Source organism: Bacillus sp. FSL W8-0519, from assembly GCF_038005585.1.
In the GTDB taxonomy this organism is placed as follows: Bacteria; Bacillota; Bacilli; order Bacillales; family Bacillaceae_G; genus Bacillus_A; species Bacillus_A paranthracis.
Map to the genome: position 1 here is coordinate 2,937,570 of NZ_JBBOTL010000001.1, position 24,289 is coordinate 2,961,858.

Sequence of the window (24,289 nt, forward strand, 5' to 3'; positions counted from 1 at the left end):
GCACCTCCTTTTTGCTCCGTTTACGTATGTTCTCTACTCTTTCATAATAAGAAAAGTTATATCATCCCACTTTTTATCTAATTGCAATCTACTAGATTATAAGAGTGATTGTTGTCATATTTTCCCTATTGAGAAACGAGTTGTTTTTCATACCGTTTGTTCGCATTATCATCTGTCAAATATGAAGTTGTGTAAGTAATAATATTCCCTTTATCGTACGTGAATATATGCTCTAACTTATTTTCTTCTGTTAATACTATTGGTAAGTATTTTGGTAAATTGCTAACTACACCTCTATTATCCTTATTTAATATCCAATCAATTTCTTTCCATTCTAATAATCCTTCCGTCGTACTTAATGGCGTGTCCATATGTACTCCATCTGGCAGGTCAGCAAGGAATACATACATTCCTTCACGCCCCTGAGACGCGTCCTTACTTTTAAAAACGACATTCCCTTTATACGTTACACTTGGAAGATCTATGCCTGTTTCTTCAAGCGTTTCTCTAATTATTCCTTCATATGGCGTTTCATTATCTTCAATTTTTCCGCCAACACCATTCCACATTCCCATATTCGGCTTTTTATTTCTATTCAATAAGAGTATTTTATTTCCTTTTCTAATGAAACAAATTGTGTACTTATACATACGTTCCTTTCCTTTCTTTTTCCCCTCATCTAAAAATTTAAACAGCATTTTGATTAGACTTGCTGCATAAAAAAATTCTTATTATACAAACAACTGTTTTTTTAATGAGGTATTTTGCTCATTTTTATTCAAAAACATTCTCCTTACAATCATATCTCACATAATATATTGTACAACTTTCGTTTCCAGAAAGGAGTGTTCAAAATCGATAACATAAGCAGCGAATTTTTAAAACAATTTTACGATAGTCGAGTCTGGTTATATGATACACATTGGCTTGGAGTCCCCATTCTCAAACTTCCTTCTGATCTTTTTTTGTATCAAGAAATGATTTACGAATTAAAACCCGATTTAATTATTGAATGTGGCACTTGTTATGGTGGTAGCGCACTGTATTTAGCTTCCATTTTAGATTTAATTGGAAAAGGTCATGTTCTTACTATTGATATATTTCCACAACCAAATCGTCCATCCCATGATCGTATTACGTATTTAACAGCTTCTTCTGTTTCAGTAACCGCTGTGCAAACAATATTAAGTATGCGCAAACCTAATGATGTAATTTTAGTTATTTTAGATTCTGATCATAGTAAAGAGCATGTAGCAAAAGAATTGTTGCTTTATAAATCTATCGTTACTAAAGGCAGTTATATTATAGTAGAAGATACATCTATTAATGGAAATCCTGTTTCTCCTGATTGGGGACCTGGCCCAATGGAAGCTGTTGAAGAGTTTTTAGCTACAAACAACAATTTCATAATCGATGAATCTAAGCATAAGTTTTTCATATCGTTTAACCCAAAAGGTTTTTTAAAGAAGATAAAGTGAAACGTTAATAAGTGGGGATAGAGAAACCCCCACTTATTCTATGATCTTCATTTTTGAAAAAGGATAATATACAAATTCCACTTTGCCTATTATATTATCTTCTTCAATATATCCTAAACCGTTTCGACTATCTCTACTAAGTTCACGATTATCTCCCATTACAAATAATTTATTTGGTGGGATTTTTGTCTTTTGAAAGTTATAAAACACTTGCGTATTATTGAATAAATCTTTATTTGTATACGGTTCTTCTTGTTTTTTATCATTCACATATACAGATCCATTCGTTATGTTAATTACGTCACCAGGAAGCCCTATTACTCGTTTTACATAATATTTTGACTCATCCTCTTCCTTTATAATGACAATTTCTCCATGCTCTAAATCAGAAAAGTGTACGGCTGCTTTATTTACAAATACGTAGTCTTCTTCATATAAAGTCGGTTGCATCGATTTCCCTTCCACTTTACATAAAGTAAAAGAATGATAGGCTATTACCAAAACAAACACGAAGAGTATGTATTTCCCCCAACCTCTTTTAATCTCCTGTTTCATATCCATTCCCACCTTATTCAAACGCTTTTTAAATCAAAAAATATATCACTGCACCATATGTCTCAATGCAGTGATATTATTTTTACTGGGCCTTGTTCGGCTGCTCTACTGGGACTGGATTTCCACCTGCTCTTTTCGCTTTCAATTCAAAATACGCATCCAAAATCTCTTTACCAATCGCGGAATTAATTCCTGATTTGTCATCATTTACCCATGGTACAACAACTGAAAAAGCTACTTCCGGATCAGCATCATACGGCGCATAACCGGCAAGAGTTAAATTATAACATTTTTTTCGATTATTGTTTTCATCTCTTCCAATTTCACTTTCTCCACCATACACAGTTTCAGCTGTCCCTGTTTTTCCAGCTGGTTTATACGGTAATCCTTTAAACGTTGCAGTACCTGTTCCGTCATTCTCTTGAAAAACCCTTCTAAATCCTTCTTTTACATGATTAATGTATGAAGTGTTCATATCCACTCGATTTAAAATAACTGGTTCAATAGATCGAATAACTTTTCCAACATCCTCTGGTCTATGTGGTTGTTCTCTCACTTCTTGCACAATTTGCGGTTTCATTCTGTAACCACCGTTTGCAATGGTTGAAATATATTGAGCAAGTTGAAGCGGCGTATATGTATCGTACTGTCCAATCGCATAATCAAGTAAAAAACCAGGTACGTTATCCGTTCTACCCATTTGACCAATCGATTCATTCGGCAAGTCAATACCAGTCGGTACACCTAAACCAAATTGTCTAAAATAGTAGCGCATTTTATTAAATGTCTCTTGTTTAATATCTAATGGATTGTTTGGCACATAATTTATACCTGCCATCTTTAATGCTGTATTAAACATATATACGTTTGATGAAACTTGTAAAGCTCTTAAATCATCAATATCACCAAAGTCTTTCCACGATTTCTTCGGCTTAGAGCTTCCTTTAAAATACATAGGTGCATCAAAGAAATGTGTATACGGCTTAATTGTGTCAGTTTGATAGCCGGCTAATAATGTAGCCCCTTTCACAGTTGACCCTAACTCATAAGAACTTGTCATCGTCCCTAAAGCATAGTCCTCTATTTGCATCCCGCCATCTTTATTTACAATTTTCTTTCCTGCCATCGATAAAATTTGACCGTTTTTCGGATTCATCATTACAACGAATGCACGATCCATCATCGGCTCTGCAGAATGAAATGCTCGTAAATTCTTTTCAAGACTTTCCTCTACTTTTTTCTGTAACTCCATATCTACTGTTAACATTAAATTATTTCCACTTTTTCCTTCGGTCACTTTTTCTGTCCGGATTATATTTCCTGCTTTATCTGTAATGCTTCTAGATTGCTCTTTCGTTCCATGTAATGCGTCTTCATATTGCTTTTCGATGTAACTCTTACCAATGCGGTCATTTCGGTTATAATCACGCACTAAATAATAATCTAATTGTTCCCTTGGCAATCCTTCATTTTCAGTAGAAACGCTACCAAGAATAGAACGAAGTATTTTATCATTTGGGTATTCACGTTCCCAGTCTACTGTCGTATCTACTCCGGGCAAGCTTGCCAATCTTTCACTTACGACTGCATATTCATTTTGACTTACATCTTTTTTAACGATTTGCGGCGTCATTTTATATCCCGCATTCATTTTGCTTTTAATAGCTAGTACTTCTAGGTCTTCTTTTGAAAGTTCGCTTAATTCTTCTTGTGTAATTCTTTCCCTACGTAACTCTTCCACTTTTTTATCTAATTCTTTCCCTTCTATCTCCTGCTTCCTAAATTTACTCTCATCTTCTTTCGTTACTTTTTCTGCTGCCCGCTTTTCATTTAACTGCATCCAAAAATCCTTTTTATCTGTTTCTGTTAACTTGTCTATATCCTCTGGCGACATTTCAATTAACTGGGCTAACTGTCTTGCTACTTGTAAAACTTCTTTCGAATCTACTCCTTTCATTTTCGTATATGTAACGGTTCGTAGTGGTTTGTTATTTACAATCACCTGACCTTGTCGATCAAACATTTTCCCTCTAGGAACAGGTGTACTTACCGTTACATCTTCCTTTTTGTTCACTTCATTTCTATACGTTTCTCCATCAATGATTTGTACTTTACCTAATTGAATTATAATAGCTGAAAATAAAAGAAAGACGATAAAAAATAGTACATTTAACCGAAAAGGAATATGAGTCTTTTTCTTTTTCGATTGTTTCTTCTGCTCCTTTTTCTGTCTCATTTCGCTCCCTCGCTTCATTCTATTAACATTTCTACATGGAACCATTATGTATCAAATTTATTTATATGATATATATAGAATTTTATATTAATTATAAAAGAAATAAAAGATTTAATTTTCAGTTTTTTAATTTTATATCCTATTTATTACCATTCCCTTAATGCACAATAACATGAATATTATTCTAAAAGAAAAATGGTACAAAGTTATTTTTATACCATTAGTTTACATTTATTTGTATACTAAAGAAATAAATTCATAAAAGACATTACTTAAGGAGAGAACGAAAATGACAGATTCATTTACAATACATACTAATGCGCCCCATTGTTTAAACTTTATGATTTATATTCAAAATATTTATCTCAACCAAAAAGAGAAAAAGGAAAATTTAAAATTTCCTTACATAGCAAGACAATTCAATTTTTCTACTAACTTTGAAGCAAATTTCAAAGAATTATGGCATTCACTTCGCAAACAAATGGCTAATGACAAGTATGATTCGCAAATTTTTTATGATGAAAACCATATCTTTTATGAGAATCTTTTTGATAATCATTTATGTAATAAAGAATTATTCAAAGAATTAATATGTAGTTTTAAAGTATGGTGGACTAGCATAGCAGGTCAGCTTTCATTAGAATGGTCTGTAAGTGATTTTAGTAGACAACTTTACGAAGACTTAGTTTTATATATAAAACAACACCAAATAAAACCTTTACAACAGCTACATATTAGCTTACTTTATGACGATTGTGTATTCGTTAAAAATAATACTACTTCTTACTCTGCTATTTTACCTACGAAACACTTTTTTATTAATTATAGAGATGTTGTTACTACATTATCGACATGTTTTCACGCTGCTTAGTATAACGATTACTCAAATAAAAAACTGAGGCGGATACCTCAGTTTTTTCGATAACTTATTTCCTTGAAGACAATCCGTCAACAAATTCACCAATCTTATTTTGAAAAACATAATCAAAGTTATATTCCTGTCCTGTTAACTCTTCATTTACTAAAATCGTTGTTGCTCCTACTTCCCTCTTTGCGATTTGCGGGAATGAAGCAACAGGTTGTACTTTGAGTGACGTCCCCATAACGATAAGCACATCTGTTTCATATAAATGTTTGACCGCATTTTGATATTGCGGCAATGTATCTCCGTATAAAACAACGTCTGGATTTAAAATGAAATTACACTTCTGACAGCGCGGCACTTCATGATCAATCATATACTGCAAATCATATCCCGTTTTACACTTCGGACAATGTGCAGTTTGCAGTGTGCCGTGTAAATCAATGACATGTTTACTACCACCTAATTGATGTAAACCGTCAATATTTTGCGTTAAAATCGTAATGTCTTTTCCTTTTTCTTCTAATTCAGCTAAAAAGCGATGGCCACGATTTGGCTTATATTGATGAAACGTATTAATTTGAAATATTTCTTTATAATGCTTCCAAAATTCTTTCGGACTTCGGTTATAGTACCCTCTTGATAAGTACATTTCCACATTCGCATCAGCATACAATCCATTTGCTGAACGAAAATCTGGGATACCACTTTCCGTACTTGCACCAGCTCCTGTTAATACTGTAATTTTCTTCGCTTTTTCTAAAATCAAACGTACTTCTTCAAATTGTTGCACAACAATCACCTCTATGTATATTGCTATACTTATTATACCAGTTGTTTACAGGAGATGTTGTACAATTCATTCTACTTAATGCGTCGTGCCACCAACCTCTACAATATCCACCTCAACGGTCGTCGTTACCCCAACTGCCAACTCTATCCCTTTACGAATAGTAGAAAGTGACATACTCGGTTGCCCTGGATAATTACTCGCTTGTTCTGGTAAAAACGGAATATGAATAAATCCGCCTTTTATTTTCTTATCACGCTTCTCTAGTTCATGCATAAGACCATAAAATATATGATTACAAACGAATGTACCCGCTGACTGTGAAACGGAAGCTGGTATGCCTTCTTCTTGAAGTTTTTTTACTATTGCTTTCATCGGAAGAGTAGACCAATAGGCAGCCGGTCCTTCTTCCACAACCGGTACATCTACCGGCTGATTCCCTTCATTGTCAGCAATTCTTGCATCATCAATATTAATTGCGACACGCTCTATCGTAATATCTGGTCTACCTCCAGCTTGTCCAATGCATATAATGAATTCCGGTGCTAGTTCTTCTATATACTCTTTTAATACACTGATTGATTTATGAAATACAGTGGGTACTTGTTTACTAATAATCTTGTATTCTCCGATTGTTTTTTCATGCAAACTTTTTGCGACTTCCCAAGCTGGATTGATACTTTCTCCACCGAACGGATCAAATCCTGTTAATAATACTGTTTTCATAGTTTTCCCCTCCTAATTAGAAACGATATACTAGGCCGTACATAATAAACATATTGATGATAAAGATTGAAAGAGCAATTGGTACTTGCGCTTTAATAACTGCATTTTTATCTTTTAGCTCTAAAAGCATTGCCGGAACGATATTAAAGTTTGCTGCCATTGGAGTAAGCAATGTTCCGCAATATCCAGCAAACATACCGAGTGCTGCCATAATCGCCGGATTTCCTCCGTGCATTTGTACAATTAAAGGTAAACCAATGCCGCCAGTAATAACAGCAAATGCTGCGAAAGCATTTCCCATTACAACTGTGAAAAGCATCATTCCTAAACAATACGCCATAACAGCAACGAACGGATACTCTGTCGGTAACACTTGTCCGACTAAATCAGAAACGACTTGTCCAACGCCAGATTTTGCGAAAATACCGCCAAGTGCCGCTAACATTTGTGGTAAAATAACAGCCCAGCCGACAGCTTGTAATAGTCTGCTTCCTTCTTGTACAGGCGTTGTTATTTTCGATTTTGTAATACGCATTGCCGCAACGAATGCAAGTAATGCTCCTAATGCTAATGCTACTAGCGTTACTTTATCCGGATCAACAAGAGAAACATTTCCCCATTTGATTTTTCCTAACGTTAACGTACCGATAATTGTAAAAATAGGTATTAAAAGTGCAGGCATAAAAATTTTATTTTTTAATTTCTCCGCATGTTTCACACGTTCTTGTACTGGTGCTTCTTTCTCCTGAGATTTTGTTACTTTATTCATTGACGCTAACACAACCATAGCGAGTACGATACAGCCAACGTAAAACGAAGGAATCACATTTCCGAATAAAAATGTAACGGCAAACAATGCCCAAAATAGACTAGAACCAAATCGATTTGGATGTTCACGATCGAATGCGATACGAACGGCGATAAAGGCAACGATTATACCTAATACATAGTAGATTGTATCCATTGTGATGATGTTCATTTTATATCGCCTCCTTCTCTTCTTTTTCTTTTGATGTCATCGTTTTTGCTATATATTTATCAAACCTTCTAAATCTAATCCAGCTTACGATAAGTGCAGATATTGCAGTTGGGATACCCCAAAGCGCCATATCCCATACTCCGACATGCATACCTACTGAATCGAAGAACCCTTTCATTAATAGAATCGCACCAGTTGCGATAAAAATATCTTCTCCGAAAAACCAAGCTGTATTTTCCGCAGCCGCTGCATTTGCTTTAATCTTTTCTCTTAATTTTTCAGGGAGCTTACCGTATTTACCTTGCGCAGCCCCTTCTGCCATCGGTGCAACGAGTGGTCTTACCGTTTGTGCATGACCACCAATATTAAGCCCTAGTGCTGCTGATGATTCTCTTATCGTAAAATATGACATTAATACTCTTCCAGTTGTTGCACCTTTTGATTTCGTTATAAGTGCTTCTGCTCTTTCTTTCAAACCGTAACGCTCTAAAATTCCGATTACCGGTAAAGTTAATATGATAGGCATAGACATATATCTATTTTCTATGAAAAATTTACCGAACATGCTAATCACATCATAAAAACTTAATCCTGAAACCATACCAGTAACAATACCTGCAACCATAACGACTAAAAGTGTATTTAATCTAAATAAAAAGCCCACTGCAACTAGTAATATCCCGATTAATTTCACCAATTCCAACACTTCCCCACATTTTTTTATTTCGGTGCACAAATAGAAATACCATTTTGTTCAAATGTTCTGTATATTCTTTTCGCAAATTGTACTGCTTTTTCTCCATCACCATGTAAACAGATCGTCTGTGCCTGAACTGCTACTTTCTGCCCGTTCACCGAATTTACATAGCCTTCTTTCACCATTTGAAGCACTTGCTTTATCGCTTCGTCTTCATTTTTTATAAGCGCATTTTCTTCCGTACGACTCGTTAATGTTCCATCTTGCTTATACGTACGATCTGCGAAAGCTTCTTGTACGAGAATTATATTGTATTTTTCCGCAGCCTGTATAAACGCCTCGCTATTTGCTAATCCGTAAAGTAATAGACTTGGATTTATATGATATATTGCCTTTGCAATTGCATCTGCAATTTCCGGATTAGTTGCCGCCATATTATATAGAGCACCGTGTGGTTTCACATGATGCATCTTCCCGCCAGCTGCTTTTACAAAACCATCTAATGCACCAATTTGATATAGAACATAATCGTATACTTCACTTGCTGGAACGTTCATGTTCCTTCTACCAAATCCAATTAAATCTGGAAATCCGGGATGTGCCCCTATCGCAACGTTATGTTGCATTGCCTTTTCGACTGTTTGCCGCATAACGGACGGATCACCCGCATGAAAACCGCAAGCAACGTTTATAGAGGAAACGAACGGAAGAATTTCATCATCATTCCCCATTTTATAAGCGCCAAAACTTTCTCCTAAATCACAATTCAAATCAATTGTAGCCACACTGTTTCCCTCCTAATTTCAGCTTCGTAAAGCAATGAATTTCTTTAATAGATTCATATTTACTTCTTGTTCTATGTACAATTGTTCCGCTTCTTCAAGCGTAATTTTCTCAAAAGAAACATAGTCCCCCGGCTTTAGCTGGGCAAGAAGAGGTAAATCTACTGAAATGATATTTCCCATTCTCGGATAGCCACCTGTCGTTTGCCTATCTGCCATTAATATAATCGGCTGTCCACCATTAGGAACTTGAATGGTTCCAAATGTAACAGGACTCGATAAAATCTCTTTTTCTTCCATCCTATTTAATACTTCTCCCTCAACCCTATAGCCCATACGGTCAGCATAATTAGATACTGTATACTCTTTCGTAAAAAATGCCTTTTTGCTTTCTTCTGTAAATTGATCATATTCAAAGTCAGCTATGACACGAAGCTTAGGATGTTTCTTATACTTTGGTAGTACGCTGTTGCTAATTGCCCATTTCGTTTTTATTCTCTCATCTTTTTGTAAGTCTTGAACGAAACGATTCGCCATTTCTGGTTGTACACCAATTTGGAAGTAGTCACCCTTTTTCAACATTCTTCCTTCTATACCTCCAATCGCAGCACGTATGTAAGTACTTTTGCTTCCCATCGTACGATCAATATGGATACCACCTGCAAAAGTCACATACGTTCTGCAACCACTTTTCACTTTTCCAAAGCAAAGCATACTACCTTCTTCCGCTAAAATGGGACGCCATAATGGTATACGCTCCCCATTTAGTAACGGTTCCATATCTGCACCGCCAATCGCAAGTAACGTCGTTTTCTTTATTAACAATTTCGGTCCCATAATCGTCATTTCGAGTGCCGCCTCATTCTCTTCATTACCAACTAACATATTGATCATCCGAAGTGCACTTTGATCCATCGCCCCGCCAACTGGCACACCGTATTGTTGATAATGAGATCGTCCTAAATCTTGGACTGTTGTAAACATCCCTGCATGCAAAACCTCTACATCCATTCTTTAGCCCCCTCAAGTGATACGTACTCTTCCTTCGTTATTGGGATAAATCGTAAATACATCCCGCTTTGAATAAAGGTTGGTGTTTCTTCTTCCGGATTAAATAAGGAGATTGGTGTTCGGCCAATAATATTCCATCCACCCGGTGTTTCAAGCGGATAAATACCTGTTTGATTTCCGCCGATTCCTACCGAACCAGGAGAGATTTGTAACCGCGGTATTTCTTTTCTAGGTGTTTCTAGTTCTTTTGATAGTCCTCCTAAATATGGGAACCCTGGTGTAAAGCCTAACATATATACAAAATACGTTGTTTCACTATGTATGCGAATGACATCTTCTACTTGTAAACCGTGATAATGTGCCACCTCTTCTAAATCAGGTCCATATTCTCCCCCGTAACAAACGGGTATAGAAATATGTTTCACATCTCGTTTCAGCTCTTCCTTATACGTATCTAACATTCTAGCTATGTATTGGCATACGCAATCATATGGTCTTATCTTTCTATCATTTCCCTTCCATACTTCATACAAATTGTAGTAAACGGCTAATGAAGTAAACGACGGAACACATTCAACCATCCCTACAAACGGATGTTGCTGCAACGCTTGAAATAGTCGTTGTACTTTTTCGTATACATCCATCCCGATTTCTTCACCAAATGTAACAATAATTGCTTGATCCCCTAACGCAGAAAATTTCATCCTACTCCCTCTTTCTATGCCAAAAAGCCGAGTTCTTTCGAAATGCGATTCGCTGTCTCTTTCACCTTCGCGATAAAATATGGAATGTTACTTTCGCTGTACTCAATTGCTAATCCTGAAATGCTAATGCCTGCTACAACCGTTCCATCATTTGCGAAAATGGGCGCTGCTATAGCTGCTGTATGATTTTCTAACTCAGAATAGCTAATGGTGTGTCCTTCCTTTTTCGCCATTTGTAACACTTCTAGTAATTGTTTCTTATCTACGATTGTTCCATCTGCAAACTGTTTTAAATTCGTTTCCTCTATGTATTTCCGTTTCTTTTCCTCAGAAAAATACGATAGTAAAATTCTCGGACATGCACCGGCATAAAGTGGCGCTCTTCTTCCAACCGCCGTATACACACGTACAGGCTGAACGCCTTCCATCTTTTCCACATAAATCGCATCATTACCATCTTGAATAATTAAATTAACTGCCTGCCCTAAACTATCTCTAAGCTCTTTCATATATGGAATCGCAATATTTCTTACGGATAGTCTTTGTGAAACAAGTTGACCGAACCGTAAAAACACAACTCCTAAACGATATTTCCCCTTCTCATTTTTTTGTAAAAACTCCATTTCTTCTAACGAACCAATTAAACGATAAACAGATGTTTTCGGCATACTCGTAAGCTGAACCATCTCTGTTAAACTGAGCTCTTCATGCTCATAAAACAACTCTAAAATGTCCATTGTCTTAACTGCCGTTTTATTTATACTCATTCTATCTCCCTCTTGTTCCGAATTTCGGAACTTAAATTCCGTTTTTCGAAACAAACATATAATTTAAAATTATAAAATATTCTTTCAATTCTATCAATATATTTTTCAGCTACTTAACCTTTATGTAAGGTCAATACAAAATAAAATTTAGAAATAATGATGGTTCTCTTTCAAAACCTCAAGTTATAGCAGAACCAAACGTTTAAATAAATAGGCATAAAAAAAGTATGGAAGAATATTTCTCCCATACTTTTTCTTTATAACGCTCTTACTTGTTTCAACGGCCAGAAAACAGCTTGTCCTTTTCCGACAATTTCATCTTCTGAAATAAACCCAAACATACGACCGTCTTTAGAAACTTCACGATTATCCCCTAAAACAAATACTTGGCCTTCTGGCACTTTCGTTTTTCCTGTGATTTGTTCTAACGTAAAGTCTGGAGTTAATACACGGCCTGCTGCTTTTTCTTTAAACTCTTTTAAATATGGTTCTTCCATCGCTTTTCCGTTTACATATAAAACATCATTTTTATACTCAACTGTATCGCCTGGTAAACCAATTACTCGTTTTACTAAATCGTATCCTTCTTTTCCATGAAAGACGATAATATCAAAACGTTCTAATCCACTTATACTGTAACCAATCTTGTTCACGAGAACTCGTTCGTTATTTTCTAAAGTGGGCATCATCGATTCACCTTGTACTAATGAAGGTGTAAATAAAACACCGCGAATAATTGCGATTAATACAAGAGTAAATCCTATCGTTTTAGCCCATGAGAATAATTCTTTCTTCGTATTTTCCTTCATCGTTTCTCCTCTTTCTTACGCATTTATTTTATGATTTGAACTAATTCTTGTACTAAATCCAGATTAATTTCAGCAAAACATGATTTCCCTTCTCTTACCGCTGTACCGACATGAGCTTGCGAAATTCCAGTTTCATTTAGCAATTGCTTTATATTTTCTTTCGTTACACCAGCTCCAACTACAAGCTGAATTTGACCATCGCTTACCTTTTGCATATCTGTAAGCACCGGAATATTATCAACTATATTCCCTTGTCCACCTGAAGTTAAGACATGAGTCACTTTATGAAACTTCTTTAACGTTCTCATCGCTTCTACTGGATTTTCCGTGTCGTCTATTGCACGGTGATATGTGACATTTATCCCATCTACCACAGATAATAAATTCGCTAGTTTCTCTTCATCCACTTCATTCTTTTCATTTAATACACCTAATACAACACCAGCTACTCCTAAATTCTGAGCAACTACAATATCTTCTTTCATCATTTCAATTTCTTCTTCCGTATATGTAAAAGACTTCGCATGCGGACGAATCATAACGTGAATTGGTATATGTACTGCTTCTACCGCTTTTTTTATAAATGCATAACTCGGCGTTAAACCGCCTTCTGTATAAGATGAAATTAATTCAATTCGCTTCCCGCCAGCTCGTTCAATTCGTTTCACGTCTTCTAAACATGTTGCAATAACCTCTAGCATGAGATAACCTCTTTTCGTGCTTTTTTCTTATTATACAGTAGGTGAAATAAGAAGCATAGCATTCTCCTATAAAACGATAAAAAGAAGAATGAAAAGAAAGATTTTTTAACTACTAACATCTATTGGTAATTTTATTTTCTACAAAAAAGGAGTAACCTCCTAGCACTTCCGACTAGGTGTCACTCCTTTTTTATTTTAGTTATTTTTCTTAGTTACTTCATTATAATAATGGCTAAATGCTTCTACTAATGCGTCTACGGAAGCATACAGTTCTTCTGGAGTATTATCTACCCCTCCCATTTCAATAAGTAATGCATTTGGAGAAAGATCTTGATTATATACTCCATTCCCGCTTTTACGATCTTTAATAAAAATGCCTCGGCTTAAACCGTAATACTTCTCGTCTAAATATGAATTGATTGCCGTTACTATTTTTTTATTTTTTTCATAGTTAGGATTTTCTCGACCTAAAATAAAATAGAGTCGTGCATAATCCTTTCCATTAATCGTTTTCTTCGTAATATTTTTTCGTGCATCGTCCCTATGAAGATCAATGGGAAACATAATATTTTTATCTTGTGCTAATTTTTCTTGTAATATTTGACGAGATCCTTTGTAAGATTGGGCCCAGTTTAAATTTTTATTTCGTAGAAAGTCCCTCATATTTGTCGTATCATGTGAAACGCCTATTCCTTTTTCTTCTAACTTTTGTTTTAAATAATTTCCAACAAACGTAATATTCACTTCATTATTTGTACTAGAGGCATCATCAGGTTTAGTAGCACCTGGAATGAGAGGAATAAACGACTCCCAACTATGTGTATGATAAATAAAAACTTTATTTTCACCGTTATTTTGTGTATTTGAATTGTTTTCTTTCTCACTCTTTGGGTGTTTAACAGCAGTACCTTTATCTTGAATATTCTCTAAAGGAATGCTGGATTCTTCAGGAATGTTCGTATAATCTGTTCCTTCCCCGGCAATTAATATTTCTGAATAAAATTGATTCATATTTGGAAGTTCTCGAGTTAATAAGCTCCGGAGGTCATTTACATTAATATTTGTAGAAAGTGAAAGTAAAAAAGATTCCAAAGACGCTCGTCCTTTTTCTTTATGAAATTCTTCGGCAAAATAACGATTTTCACTGCCTATCATATACATAAGGCCTTTCGTAGAATTCGTTCCTAATAATTGATTAATATAATAAGATTTAAATACGTTTGAATTACTAGAAATGAAGAATGAAGTGAGAATACATATAATCGTGAATAAAAGACATATCATTACATACTTTATATTAAATACTTTCAGTTTCACTTTATTCATTTTATATCTCCCTTCATTTACTATATTCTTACGCATAATTTTCAATGAATATGATTACTAATTTAATAGAATCGTCTCAACTACTATTTTTTCAGCTAATCTCTTTCCGTAAAGCAAGTGAGGTTAATTTGCCGTGCGCAAATATCACTAAAGATTTTTAAAAGAAATGAAATAACCTGAGTCTACATTTGTATAGACTCAGGTTATTTCATTTCTTTATTTTCCATGTCAATGCCTAATTCGTCTTTCAAGAACTTCATACCTTTTCTTGTAAGATGGACAGCCCGATTCTTATCCGTTTTTGTAATCCATTCCTGTTCAAAAAATAGTTTTGCTATTGCAGATCCTAACCAACCAGAAATATGGTAGCGTCGTTCACTCCAATCAAGACAAGGTTTTGCAAATATTCTTCTCTTTATATTTGCCGTTTCAATATTTATTCCAAAATTCAGAAACCATCGCTTACCTTGTTCCGTTACAATGTATTCTCCTTTCTCTAAAATGATAAATTCCTTATCTAATAATTTTTCGGTTATCTCTACACCGAGTCTACCTGCAAGATGATCGTAACAAGTTCGAGCATAACGAATTTGTTTTAGTTGATCTGATTGTTTTAAAGACCGAACTTGAACTGTTGGTGCGATTGTTCCTAACTTTTCAAGAACCTCTGCTACCTCTTGATTAGCAAGTCGATAGTAACGATGTCTACCATGTTGTTCAACTTTAAGTAGATTCCCCTCTACTAATTTAGAAAGATGAGAACTAATTGTTGGATGTGACACCTTTGCCATATAAGCTAATTCGCTAGCAGGTAGTGCCTGATTATTCATTAAACACTCTAAGATAATTGCTCTTGTAGGTTCAGCAATAAGTTTAGCTATATATGAGATATTCGGATATACATTCATATTTCGATGATACCCTAACTATTAAATTGATACAATTATTTTAAATTTAACAGTAAAGGAGAATGTATTATGAATGCAATTGATCTTAGTATATTAAATTTGAAAGAAACGAGAAGGCGCTCAGAAAAATTATGGAATTCTCTTCCCGATAATTTTCTTAATTGGAAGCCTGATCACGAGGCTATGTCCTTTGGTGAAATGATTCGTCACGTATGGACCTCAACTTTTTACTATCATATGATTTTAAAAAACAACGGCTCAATAAACGACATACATATCCCGTATGATGACGAGCCAATTACTTGTGTTAAAAAAGAAATTGAATTAGCACAATCATGTTTTGCCGATTTCATAGAATATGTTCAATCAATAAGCATAGCAGAGCTAGATGCAAGACTTATTGATCGAAGCGATGTTGGCTATCAACGATATTTAGGCGATATGCTATTACGAATTGCCTATCATGATGCGGTCCATGCAGGTCAATTTTTACAATATTTACGCATGGTAGATTTGGAAAGACCTTTAATTTGGGATTAAATATAACAAATGTTTACAAAGCTTCCAAACTGGCATTATAATACGCAACCAATTATCTAACTAGTCAAAATTCTTTTCGTTAGTTAAAAAGAGCAGTTTTTAGTTGTTGTACGATAATTAATATATGGGGATGATCACGTGAAAAAGCACTCTGAATTAAAAAAGCATTTATGTGAACTGGAAGAAAAACTATCAGAACCTAAAACTCGTACAAATCCAGCAGAACTGGACAAATTACTTGCAGACGACTTTTTTGAGTTTGGAAGTTCGGGAAACGTTTGGTATAAGAAGGATTCTGTTGGTGGAGACGGACTTAGTGTGAGAGAAATGACTCTTTCTAATTTTGAAATATACCCTTTATCGAAGGATACTGTATTGGCGACATATCTTGTAAGAGATGAAACTAGAATGCAGAATACTTTGCGAAGCTCCATTTGGAAACTGATAGAGGGAAGATGGCAAATGTTTTTCCATCAAGGAACACTTACAAAATCATGATAACCATTTATATTAAAACGCGTGCTTTTTAAACTAGTATATCCAACGAATAAAAAGCACGCGTTCGATTACTAATCAAACACGTGCTTTCAAAACAACTATATTGTACTTAAATAATAAAGTTCAAGCTAAAAAAACTACGACCGAAACGCTGCATCCGCCAACATAGATAGTGTTGCATCATCCATCGGCGGATTGTGTAGTCCTGCTCTAACGTTTAAATAGTAACGATGAAGCGGATTTTTTTCTGATAAACTTTTTGCTCCTACGATGCGCATTGATTTATCCACTATCGATATCGCCGCATTTGTTACGGCGTATTTCACTGCCGCTAATTCTGCTTGCAGTGACAGTTTATCTTCTGCCTCATCGTATTTTTTCGCAATTTGATATAAAAAGACGCGAGCTTGCATAAGCTCGAGTTCTAATTCTCCAACTAATCTTCTAACATTCGGTAATAAACTAATAGAATGGTTTAAACTATTTGGTTTGTATGATCCCGCAAACTGAACTGCATAATTTCTTGCTGATTGTGCAATTCCTAAATAGCATGCTGGTATATGTAGCAACCAGCCAATACCCTTTTGTTTCACTTTCCCGCCTTTTACATCCGTAAAAAAGCGACTTTCTATCTCTACATTTTGTAAGACAAGGTCGTGGCTAGCAGTCCCTCGCATTGCAACGCTATCCCACGTTTCTTCAATGGATACACCGATTGTATTTCTTGGAATGACAAACTCACCAACTTCTTCTTTGCCCTCCATACTTGCTGAAATAATAAAATAATCAAGTACTGGCGCCATCGTTGTAAAAGTTTTCCTTCCATTTATAACCCACTTCTCGCCTTGTTGAACCGCTATTGTTTCTGGTTTACCGCCACGCGTCGGGCTCCCTGTTTTCGGTTCTGTTGCTGCCCTATTAAAGAGCGCCCCATTTCGCACTTCTTCGCAAAACCATTTAAACATCTCATCATTCCAAGAGCGATTTTCCGCTAGTTCTTTCACAATGCCAAGATGCCAGCCAATCGATAATGCAGTAGCCCCGCAGCCTTCCGCAATTTTCTCTTGAAATAGAACGAAGTCATATAAAGAAATCGCACTACCACCAAATTCCTTCGGTAACGTTAATTTCGTATATCCGATATGTTTCAAATCATTTATATTTTCATACGGAAATGATCCTAATTCACTTAGTTGATGCTCCCTTTCCATGAACTTCGGAATCAATTTATTTATTTGTTCAATAATGAAAGATTGTTTTTCTGTTTCAACAAATGAGAGTGCCATACTATAATCTCCTTTATGTTCGATTCATAAACCGTTCATTTTGTCATTATGATTATATGAAGCTACCTCTCTATTGTTTCACTATTCCGATAAAAATACAATGTTTTTGACTAATAAGAAAAGTTCCTATTTAAAGATAGGTTCTTTTCTTATTAGTCTCCCTTCAATGCCTTTAATGGCAACGAGGTTACATATCCAATATACGAGAATAATTCTTTAAAGAAGAATGGTATTTCTGTATCTAACGTTTTATATGCTGATGTCGGCGTTGGTGAAGCATACGCTTCAATATTAATATGTTTTGCGATTCTCATTGCGCGTTTCATATGAAGTGGATCACTTACAATCGTGTATGTGCGTATGCCGTTCTCTACTCCAACTTCCTTCGCATTCTTTAAGTTTTCTTCAGTGAAAAGGGATTTTGTTTCAATTAAAATATCTTCGTCTTTTACACCTTGTTTCATTGCATATACTCTTGCAGTACGAGCTTCCTCAAGTTCGGCCTCGAACTTTGTACCACCTGTAAAAATAATCTTTTTAATATTTCCGTTCTTATATAAAGAAATCGCATGATTAATTCTTTCTTTAAATACAGGAGATGGTTTTCCGTTCCATGAAGCTGCTCCTAGTACAATACCAGCATCCGTTTTTACGTCATCATTTGCTTTAAAACGATAACTCCAAATATCGTAAGCTGCATAACTTACATATAAAATAGCAGAACAAATCATTAGTAAAAATACTTGAAAGATTCGCCTTTTCTTACTCTTCTTATTTTCTTTCATTTGTAATTGCCTCCGTACATCATCCATACTTCTATAAAAAAACATTTATATCAAATCGTTTTGTTTGAGTTTATTTAAAAGAAGGAACTTTACTTGTTATTTATGTATAAAAGGGTTTTCATTTAAAATTGAGGATTATCAATTCATTTTCATTTGCGGTTTTCATTACATGTTTTAAATTCATAAGTTTATTACCATACAACTACATTGTAACGAATTTTTTCTCAGAAGGGAACGATGAAACAAAAGGAATTAAAATAAAGTAGCATTTTGTAAGAAAAAAGGTATATTTTTCATGCCTTACGAACAATATACCTTTCAAAACACGAATTATAGCTTTTCTTTATACAACTCTAATTTTTCTAACAATTGTTCTTTCACGTCTGGCCATTCACTTGAGATAATACTGTACACAACTGCATCTCTCACATAACCATTCGGTAATTTTCTTTCATTTCTAAGCACACCCTCTTTTACTGCGCCTAACCTTTCAATTGCTCGTTGTGCTTTTTCATTTCTTGCATCCGTCTTAATTTGTACCCTGAGCATATGGAGTTTTTCAAAAGCATACTGGAGAAGCATATACTTACACTCTGTATTTATACTCGTACGCTGGACACTTGGATGATACCACGTTTGTCCTAACTCGACTGTTTTATCTTCTACCGAAATATTATATAGACGTGTACTTCCTACAATCTTATTCGTCTGTTGATCCACTACAACGAAAGGTATTTGCGTACCTTTTCCATAACCTTGTATCGCTTTTTGAACATATTGCTGCATATCTTGCACACTATCCATTTTAGAGATTAAATACGCCCAAATTTCCCGATTTCCTTCTACAATCGAAAACAAAGTTTCGACATCATTACCGTCCATTAACCGTAGCTTTGCTCTTTCGTGAATGATTTCCATTTGTAAGCCCCCTTTTTCTTACTATATCACAGAAATAAACATTTAATTATATAGATATTAAAACATTAACACTAACTTTTAAATGCACTTAAAATTCAAGTTTTAATACCTTCTTACATAATAATCCGTAAAAGCCTGTAACAAATACCGTGTCCATCCCATTATATCAAGCTACATTTATATTGGTTTCATTTCATGTAAGGTTTTTCTTTTTCTAAAGGTCTAGTGTGCATTATTGAAAGATTTGCACACCAAAAACGCTATTATTTCTACAAAAAGATTATTTTTTCAATTTGGTAGTATGGATAATTCTGGATTACACCCAAAAAATACTATATAATAATAAAGTGAAAGTTTTACAGTTAATTCATATGGGGTAAATGGGAGGATATAAAAATGCTAGATCAAATTACTTGGGGAACGCCAGGCAGCTTATTATGCTTAGGATTCTTTTTTGCAGGATTAGGAATTTTCTTAAGAAGTATTACGTCATATTCGAAAAACAAATAAAACATCAAAACAGTGTACATTTTAAAGTATTTACTTGATAAAAACACTAAACAAAAGAATCCTTCCTTTTATAGAAGGATTCTTTTTTATACTTTTCCCCTTTTTAAAGTAACAAATAAGCAATCGGCGTAATGATAAGCAATGTTAATATCGTTCTTTGTACGTACAGAATAATAAGTTCTGATACTTTTAACGGAATATCTGTCGATAAAATACATGGGATGGATGCTGAGAAAAACAATATAGATGATACCGAAACAACCGCAATGACAAACTTTGTCACAAGTGGTGCACTAACTACTAATAATGATGGTAAAAACATTTCCGCAATACCGACGGATGCCGCTTTAGCAGCTAAGTCTGCTTCTGGCAGTTGTAAAGCCCATGTAAAAAGATAAAAAATATAGCTGACCCAATCAAATATTGGTGTGAACTTCGCTAAGACAATACCAATTAACCCTACAGACATAATAGATGGTAAAATTCCCATCGTCATGATAAAACCGTCTTTTAAGTTCACTGCAATATTTTTTATAATACTCGGTGCAGATTTCGATACTTCTAGCGCATCTTCCCAAGCACGCTCTAGCATTTTCTCCTTATAAACGGGCTCTGGGAACCCTTCTTCTGTTACATATGTATCTGGTTTTCTACTAAGGGGTGGAAGTCTTACGGTGATAGCAGTTACGATGAATGTTACAACGAGAGTCGTCCAAAAATAAACATTCCATAAATGCATGATGTCTAATGTTTTTGCGATGATGATCATAAATGTTGCGGATACTGTAGAAAATCCTGTAGCGATAATGGCCGCTTCTTTTGTCGTATATTTTCCTTCTTTATATACGCGATTCGTAATTAATAAAGCCAGTGAATAACTTCCCACAAAGGATGCAACCGCATCAATTGCTGATCGTCCAGGTGTTTTCCATAACGGCCTCATAATCGGACGGCAAAACGTACCGATAAATTCAAGTAATCCATACCCGACTAATAATGCTAAAAAAGCCGAACCAATCGGAACGAGTAAACTTACCGATATTACTAGTTTCTCATACAAAAACGGCCCAACATCTGGCGCAAAGAACCAAGCTGGCCCTACTTTCAAACAATATAATACACCGAAAACGACGCCAACCACTTTTAAAATCGAAAAGCAAATATCTACGATAGATGTATTCCATTTTTTCGTATAAAACGGATAAATTGCACCCATTACCATAACGAGTAGTGCGTAATAAGGTACGGCGCTCGGGACCGAAGCTCTAATCCACGACACGATATGATCAATCATTATGGAAGAAGCACCGTTTATCGTAACCGGTACGAAAAACATAAACACCCCAACGAGACTAGCAAGTATAAACCGAAGAATGATGCTCTTCTCACTCCCTGTCTTAATTACATTCCTTTTTAATTCAATTTCACTCAAAATTCGACACCCCCTATTTATCTAAATATTCTGTATAATTATATTGAATTCCTTCTTTCATATTCAAATATGTAAACAGATTTTAGACATCGATTGTTTTATCTGAATAAATAAATTAAAATAACCATAATAAGGATATTTCAAAGGGGCATATAAACTATGAAAAAAATAAATATTAATCATGAAAAAACATTGCTCAAAAAGAAAATTGTAAAAAAAACTCAACTGCAAGCTGCTAGAGGTCTTGGATATCTAGCTGCCCAAGTAGTTAACTTAAAAATAAATCAAGTTTTAAAAGACAGTGAGAAGAAATAAGAAAAAGCGTAGAAATTCCTACGCTTTTTCTTATTTCTTTTCAACTATATTATGCTCTTCTGAAACATACTATGTCCATCCGTACTACCGACATATTCAAAACCACATCGCTTATAGAAATCATTCAACGTAACATTATGCCCTACACAATCTAGTTTTAACAACTCTTTGTCATGTTGTACATTCTCTTCTATCCACCGTAACATCCATTCTCCGATTCCGTTCCCCTTATACTTCCGATTCACCGCAAATCTATGAATATATAATGAATTAGAAACTTCCTCTTTACCAAAAATATATTCATCCCATTCATTTTGTTTAGGAGATACTGTAACTGTACCGATAATTTCATCTTCTTTCGTAACCACATATGTATATTTCTCTCTTATACCTTCTAATATTTCAGCCGTAGCTTCTCCTCCTAAAAGGTACTGCCACTGGTCCACTTCTTTATGTTGTAGCCATTGTGCTACTTCTTTTAATAGAGTAATAATGTTATCGCTTTCCTCTTCAGTAGCGGTTCGAATTGTATATTTCTCCATATTTCCGTTCCCCTTTCCTATGCTTACTTCGCTCTTTATTAATTTTCATTTTATACATTATATACCAAAATTAATTACTGCACTTTTAAATTTATCTATTTGATAACTTGTATCCATCACAAAAAAAACGCTTCACTCATAGTGAAACGTTTTTATCTTTTATGCCTGTAATTCCGTTTTATGTCCCCTTACTACACTACGTTTTAAAGCAGTCGCTAAAATAATAACGATACTTACCGCACCAATCCAAATAAGCACAATAACAGGTGTACTCCAGCTTAACCCTTTTCCGAAGAAGAATATTTCTCTAAGTCCTTCAATCATAAATCGCATCGGCAACCATGTATACACCCAGTCTTGGTAAAATGGAGACAACATTTCAGGCGCTAATGATAATAACGGTGCACCAAAGAATAGTAAGAGAGCAAATATACTGATTCCCTTTAGTCCGACTATTGAAAGTACCGCCGATATCATTAAGAAGAAACTAAAGGACGTAATAGTTAAAAACAGTGCCGTATCAGTGAAATTTGAAATATTTAGTCCTACCATTCCATCCGCAATCCATGTAATACCGAACCCAATGACAAATGCTGCGACAGCCCCTGTTATGATTTGTTTTAGTTTTAATATGAAGTTTTCTTTTCTTGTACCTACTGGCATTTTACTTATCGCAATAAAGATAATTGCTGCGCTCGCTAAACTTGCAATCCATAACGGTTGGAATAAAGAAATTGGCGAGTTACCGTTCGCACTGTTTTTGCCAATTTCATTTACATTCGTTACTTTCTTTGCAATCGGTGTGACTACATTTGAAACTTGATCTGCTGTTAACGTAACTCCTTTTTCTTTATATCCTTCTAATAGTTGCGCGCGAACAGTATTGTTCATATTATCAACTACACCATTTAGCATTTGCCCTGCCATAGTTGATGCTGCTGTATTCATTCCTTGATTTATAAATATTTCTACCTCTGGCGAAGATGGCTGTGTTGTTCGTAATGATGATTGTTTTGCGCTAAAGTCTTTCGGAATGACTAATGCTGCGTAATACTCTTGATTATTTAAGCCTTTTTGAACTGCTTCTTTATTGTTCACTTCTATCCACTTCACCGCAGGTTCTTCTTCTGATTTTGATGTCTTTTTCATATTATCAACAATTGTTTGCCCCATATTCATCTTCGGTTGATCCGGAATTTCTACTCCTTGATCCTCATTTACAATTGCGATTGGCAAGTTTTTCGGCTGAGGTTGAACGGTTGGAAATAACGTTAATGAAAAAATAAAAACAACAAGTAGGGCAATAACTGGTGATAATAATAAAAGTTTATTTTTAAACATTTTCTTTTCTCCTCCTTACATTTGATTTATAATAACCAACAACGTGTTGTTTATTTATATTTTGAATTATATGTTCGAGTTGAACCTTATACAATAATCAAAAATCGTGAATGTGTCGGTTATAAGACACATTTTCTAAATGTGTTCAGTAAAATTAAGGAGGGACATGCTTTGCGCGATAGTAATTTAGATTTACGTGTTGTTCGTACGAAAACTGCCATACGAAATGCATTGGTGGAATTAATTGAGGACAAAGGTTTTGACGCCATTACAGTGAAAGATATTACAACGAAAGCAAACATTAATCGCGGTACTTTCTATACGCACTATCAAGATAAATTTGATTTAATGACAAAATGCCAAGAAGACATTATGTATGAGTTTTCTAGCATTGCAAAAAAGAGATTCCCAGAAGTGATTGCGGATCTCGGATCGAATCCTTCTCCAACAATGCCGTTTCTACTTATCACTTCTATTCTTGAATTTCTAAATGAAAATAGTGATTTTATGAAAGCTGTATTAAGCCCAAAAGGAGATTTATCTTTTCAAACAAAGTTGAAAGACTTTATGTGGAAAACATTATTTGAAGATACGAATGGTGCTCTCATTAATAAGGAAAATTTACTTGTTCCAAGCCAATATTTAGCTTCTTATATGGCATCTGCTCATATTGGTGTCATTCAGCAATGGTTAAATAGTGGCCAAAAAGAAACACCAGAGGAAATTGCTCGTATTTTATCAACAATCGCAGTTCATGGACCTTTTTATGCAGCTGGCTTAAAGAAGTGAGT

The 24,289-nt window shown here is 34.9% G+C and carries 27 protein-coding genes; 6 read left to right on the forward strand and 21 right to left on the reverse strand.

The window, feature by feature from the left end; genetic code table 11:
• Window positions 1–125: 125 nt before the first annotated feature.
• Window positions 126–650 (reverse strand): NUDIX hydrolase, encoded by a 525-nt coding sequence (locus tag NST14_RS15455; protein ID WP_229142787.1) that lies wholly within the window; start codon window positions 648–650, stop codon window positions 126–128.
• A gap of 195 nt (window positions 651–845) precedes the next feature.
• Here NST14_RS15455 and NST14_RS15460 point away from each other — a divergent pair, with 195 nt between their 5' ends.
• Window positions 846–1,478 (forward strand): CmcI family methyltransferase, encoded by a 633-nt coding sequence (locus NST14_RS15460; RefSeq protein ID WP_071713438.1) that lies wholly within the window; start codon window positions 846–848, stop codon window positions 1,476–1,478.
• A 33-nt stretch (window positions 1,479–1,511) separates the two neighbouring features.
• Here NST14_RS15460 and lepB (NST14_RS15465) read toward each other — a convergent pair whose 3' ends face one another.
• The gene (lepB, locus tag NST14_RS15465) at window positions 1,512–2,033 is read right to left on the reverse strand and encodes a signal peptidase I (protein WP_000806877.1); all 522 of its coding nucleotides are present in this window, start codon (window positions 2,031–2,033) and stop codon (window positions 1,512–1,514) included.
• 82 nt (window positions 2,034–2,115) lie between these two features.
• Window positions 2,116–4,269, reverse strand: coding sequence for a peptidoglycan D,D-transpeptidase FtsI family protein (locus NST14_RS15470; protein ID WP_001249210.1), 2,154 nt, complete (start codon window positions 4,267–4,269; stop codon window positions 2,116–2,118).
• Between the two features lie 289 nt (window positions 4,270–4,558).
• On the opposite strand from NST14_RS15470, the gene NST14_RS15475 reads away from it, so the two are divergent.
• Window positions 4,559–5,140, forward strand: a complete 582-nt coding sequence (locus NST14_RS15475) for a hypothetical protein (RefSeq protein ID WP_000132272.1) — start codon at window positions 4,559–4,561, stop codon at window positions 5,138–5,140.
• 55 nt (window positions 5,141–5,195) lie between these two features.
• On the opposite strand, the gene NST14_RS15480 is transcribed toward NST14_RS15475, so the two are convergent.
• The 12 genes from NST14_RS15480 to NST14_RS15535 form a co-directional block, all read right to left on the reverse strand.
• Window positions 5,196–5,924, reverse strand: a complete 729-nt coding sequence (locus NST14_RS15480; RefSeq protein ID WP_061536510.1) for an NAD-dependent protein deacylase — start codon at window positions 5,922–5,924, stop codon at window positions 5,196–5,198.
• Between the two features lie 75 nt (window positions 5,925–5,999).
• Window positions 6,000–6,647 (reverse strand): pyroglutamyl-peptidase I, encoded by a 648-nt coding sequence (pcp, locus tag NST14_RS15485; RefSeq protein ID WP_229142788.1) that lies wholly within the window; start codon window positions 6,645–6,647, stop codon window positions 6,000–6,002.
• Window positions 6,648–6,663: 16 nt separating this feature from the next.
• A complete protein-coding gene (locus tag NST14_RS15490) occupies window positions 6,664–7,626 on the reverse strand; it encodes a DUF979 domain-containing protein (RefSeq protein ID WP_001021671.1) in 963 nt (320 codons plus the stop codon).
• Window position 7,627: 1 nt separating this feature from the next.
• Window positions 7,628–8,323, reverse strand: a complete 696-nt coding sequence (locus NST14_RS15495) for a DUF969 domain-containing protein (RefSeq protein WP_000239804.1) — start codon at window positions 8,321–8,323, stop codon at window positions 7,628–7,630.
• Between the two features lie 23 nt (window positions 8,324–8,346).
• Window positions 8,347–9,108 (reverse strand): 5-oxoprolinase subunit PxpA, encoded by a 762-nt coding sequence (gene pxpA / locus NST14_RS15500; protein WP_000190811.1) that lies wholly within the window; start codon window positions 9,106–9,108, stop codon window positions 8,347–8,349.
• Window positions 9,109–9,126: 18 nt separating this feature from the next.
• Window positions 9,127–10,116, reverse strand: a complete 990-nt coding sequence (locus NST14_RS15505) for a 5-oxoprolinase subunit C family protein (protein ID WP_220779284.1) — start codon at window positions 10,114–10,116, stop codon at window positions 9,127–9,129.
• A complete protein-coding gene (gene pxpB, locus NST14_RS15510; RefSeq protein ID WP_000672250.1) occupies window positions 10,107–10,820 on the reverse strand; it encodes a 5-oxoprolinase subunit PxpB in 714 nt (237 codons plus the stop codon). Before pxpB ends, NST14_RS15505 begins: the two co-directional genes overlap by 10 nt.
• 14 nt (window positions 10,821–10,834) lie before the next feature.
• Entirely contained in the window at window positions 10,835–11,587 is a 753-nt protein-coding gene (locus NST14_RS15515) for an IclR family transcriptional regulator (RefSeq protein ID WP_029438826.1), read from the reverse strand.
• A gap of 257 nt (window positions 11,588–11,844) precedes the next feature.
• Window positions 11,845–12,396, reverse strand: coding sequence for a signal peptidase I (lepB, locus tag NST14_RS15520; protein ID WP_000662493.1), 552 nt, complete (start codon window positions 12,394–12,396; stop codon window positions 11,845–11,847).
• 23 nt (window positions 12,397–12,419) lie between these two features.
• On the reverse strand, window positions 12,420–13,097 hold the full coding sequence (locus NST14_RS15525) for a copper homeostasis protein CutC (protein ID WP_163257958.1): 678 nt from the start codon (window positions 13,095–13,097) through the stop codon (window positions 12,420–12,422).
• A gap of 195 nt (window positions 13,098–13,292) precedes the next feature.
• Window positions 13,293–14,423 (reverse strand): stage II sporulation protein P, encoded by a 1,131-nt coding sequence (gene spoIIP, locus NST14_RS15530; RefSeq protein WP_001045277.1) that lies wholly within the window; start codon window positions 14,421–14,423, stop codon window positions 13,293–13,295.
• Between the two features lie 203 nt (window positions 14,424–14,626).
• Entirely contained in the window at window positions 14,627–15,331 is a 705-nt protein-coding gene (locus NST14_RS15535; RefSeq protein ID WP_001103828.1) for an ArsR/SmtB family transcription factor, read from the reverse strand.
• 69 nt (window positions 15,332–15,400) lie between these two features.
• Here NST14_RS15535 and NST14_RS15540 point away from each other — a divergent pair, with 69 nt between their 5' ends.
• Complete coding sequence (locus NST14_RS15540; RefSeq protein WP_000991268.1) at window positions 15,401–15,871, forward strand: DinB family protein; 471 nt, start codon at window positions 15,401–15,403, stop codon at window positions 15,869–15,871.
• A 138-nt stretch (window positions 15,872–16,009) separates the two neighbouring features.
• Complete coding sequence (locus NST14_RS15545) at window positions 16,010–16,369, forward strand: nuclear transport factor 2 family protein (protein ID WP_000716631.1); 360 nt, start codon at window positions 16,010–16,012, stop codon at window positions 16,367–16,369.
• Window positions 16,370–16,506: 137 nt separating this feature from the next.
• Here the strand turns inward: NST14_RS15545 and NST14_RS15550 are convergent, their stop codons facing one another.
• The 4 genes from NST14_RS15550 to NST14_RS15565 all read right to left on the reverse strand — a co-directional run bounded on the left by NST14_RS15550 (window position 16,507) and on the right by NST14_RS15565 (window position 21,300).
• A complete protein-coding gene (locus NST14_RS15550; RefSeq protein ID WP_001218397.1) occupies window positions 16,507–17,655 on the reverse strand; it encodes an acyl-CoA dehydrogenase family protein in 1,149 nt (382 codons plus the stop codon).
• A 152-nt stretch (window positions 17,656–17,807) separates the two neighbouring features.
• A complete protein-coding gene (locus NST14_RS15555; RefSeq protein WP_000662214.1) occupies window positions 17,808–18,440 on the reverse strand; it encodes a YdcF family protein in 633 nt (210 codons plus the stop codon).
• Window positions 18,441–18,770: 330 nt separating this feature from the next.
• Window positions 18,771–19,358 carry a GNAT family N-acetyltransferase gene (locus tag NST14_RS15560; protein ID WP_000402574.1) on the reverse strand — a complete coding sequence of 196 codons (588 nt, stop codon included), beginning with the start codon at window positions 19,356–19,358 and terminating at the stop codon, window positions 18,771–18,773.
• A gap of 613 nt (window positions 19,359–19,971) precedes the next feature.
• Window positions 19,972–21,300 carry a YjiH family protein gene (locus tag NST14_RS15565; protein ID WP_229142789.1) on the reverse strand — a complete coding sequence of 443 codons (1,329 nt, stop codon included), beginning with the start codon at window positions 21,298–21,300 and terminating at the stop codon, window positions 19,972–19,974.
• A gap of 159 nt (window positions 21,301–21,459) precedes the next feature.
• On the opposite strand from NST14_RS15565, the gene NST14_RS15570 reads away from it, so the two are divergent.
• On the forward strand, window positions 21,460–21,615 hold the full coding sequence (locus NST14_RS15570; protein WP_002170213.1) for a hypothetical protein: 156 nt from the start codon (window positions 21,460–21,462) through the stop codon (window positions 21,613–21,615).
• 44 nt (window positions 21,616–21,659) lie between these two features.
• Here NST14_RS15570 and NST14_RS15575 read toward each other — a convergent pair whose 3' ends face one another.
• Together NST14_RS15575 and NST14_RS15580 are read right to left on the reverse strand one after the other, a co-directional pair.
• Window positions 21,660–22,157: a GNAT family N-acetyltransferase gene (locus NST14_RS15575; RefSeq protein ID WP_000417624.1), complete on the reverse strand. Its 498-nt coding sequence runs from the start codon at window positions 22,155–22,157 to the stop codon at window positions 21,660–21,662.
• 159 nt (window positions 22,158–22,316) lie between these two features.
• Window positions 22,317–23,498 carry a YhgE/Pip domain-containing protein gene (locus NST14_RS15580; protein WP_000475860.1) on the reverse strand — a complete coding sequence of 394 codons (1,182 nt, stop codon included), beginning with the start codon at window positions 23,496–23,498 and terminating at the stop codon, window positions 22,317–22,319.
• Between the two features lie 171 nt (window positions 23,499–23,669).
• Between NST14_RS15580 and NST14_RS15585 the strand changes: the two genes are divergently transcribed.
• Window positions 23,670–24,287 carry a TetR/AcrR family transcriptional regulator gene (locus NST14_RS15585; protein ID WP_001205689.1) on the forward strand — a complete coding sequence of 206 codons (618 nt, stop codon included), beginning with the start codon at window positions 23,670–23,672 and terminating at the stop codon, window positions 24,285–24,287.
• Window positions 24,288–24,289: the final 2 nt, after the last annotated feature.

Bases quoted from the DNA above. Each gene is read 5' to 3' on its own strand.
- NST14_RS15550 (WP_001218397.1), bottom strand. From the start codon at position 17,655: ATGGCACTCTCATTTGTTGAAACAGAAAAACAATCTTTCATTATTGAA.
- pcp (WP_229142788.1), bottom strand. From the start codon at position 6,647: ATGAAAACAGTATTATTAACAGGATTTGATCCGTTCGGTGGAGAAAGT.
- NST14_RS15575 (WP_000417624.1), bottom strand. From the start codon at position 22,157: ATGGAGAAATATACAATTCGAACCGCTACTGAAGAGGAAAGCGATAAC.
- NST14_RS15570 (WP_002170213.1), top strand. From the start codon at position 21,460: ATGAAAAAAATAAATATTAATCATGAAAAAACATTGCTCAAAAAGAAA.
- NST14_RS15470 (WP_001249210.1), bottom strand. From the start codon at position 4,269: ATGAGACAGAAAAAGGAGCAGAAGAAACAATCGAAAAAGAAAAAGACT.
- NST14_RS15540 (WP_000991268.1), top strand. From the start codon at position 15,401: ATGAATGCAATTGATCTTAGTATATTAAATTTGAAAGAAACGAGAAGG.
- NST14_RS15560 (WP_000402574.1), bottom strand. From the start codon at position 19,358: ATGGAAATCATTCACGAAAGAGCAAAGCTACGGTTAATGGACGGTAAT.
- NST14_RS15515 (WP_029438826.1), bottom strand. From the start codon at position 11,587: ATGAGTATAAATAAAACGGCAGTTAAGACAATGGACATTTTAGAGTTG.
- NST14_RS15580 (WP_000475860.1), bottom strand. From the start codon at position 23,498: ATGTTTAAAAATAAACTTTTATTATTATCACCAGTTATTGCCCTACTT.
- NST14_RS15475 (WP_000132272.1), top strand. From the start codon at position 4,559: ATGACAGATTCATTTACAATACATACTAATGCGCCCCATTGTTTAAAC.
- lepB (WP_000806877.1), bottom strand. From the start codon at position 2,033: ATGAAACAGGAGATTAAAAGAGGTTGGGGGAAATACATACTCTTCGTG.
- pxpB (WP_000672250.1), bottom strand. From the start codon at position 10,820: ATGAAATTTTCTGCGTTAGGGGATCAAGCAATTATTGTTACATTTGGT.
- NST14_RS15555 (WP_000662214.1), bottom strand. From the start codon at position 18,440: ATGAAAGAAAATAAGAAGAGTAAGAAAAGGCGAATCTTTCAAGTATTT.
- spoIIP (WP_001045277.1), bottom strand. From the start codon at position 14,423: ATGAATAAAGTGAAACTGAAAGTATTTAATATAAAGTATGTAATGATA.
- NST14_RS15505 (WP_220779284.1), bottom strand. From the start codon at position 10,116: ATGGATGTAGAGGTTTTGCATGCAGGGATGTTTACAACAGTCCAAGAT.
- NST14_RS15525 (WP_163257958.1), bottom strand. From the start codon at position 13,097: ATGCTAGAGGTTATTGCAACATGTTTAGAAGACGTGAAACGAATTGAA.
- lepB (WP_000662493.1), bottom strand. From the start codon at position 12,396: ATGAAGGAAAATACGAAGAAAGAATTATTCTCATGGGCTAAAACGATA.
- NST14_RS15490 (WP_001021671.1), bottom strand. From the start codon at position 7,626: ATGAACATCATCACAATGGATACAATCTACTATGTATTAGGTATAATC.
- NST14_RS15455 (WP_229142787.1), bottom strand. From the start codon at position 650: ATGTATAAGTACACAATTTGTTTCATTAGAAAAGGAAATAAAATACTC.
- NST14_RS15535 (WP_001103828.1), bottom strand. From the start codon at position 15,331: ATGAATGTATATCCGAATATCTCATATATAGCTAAACTTATTGCTGAA.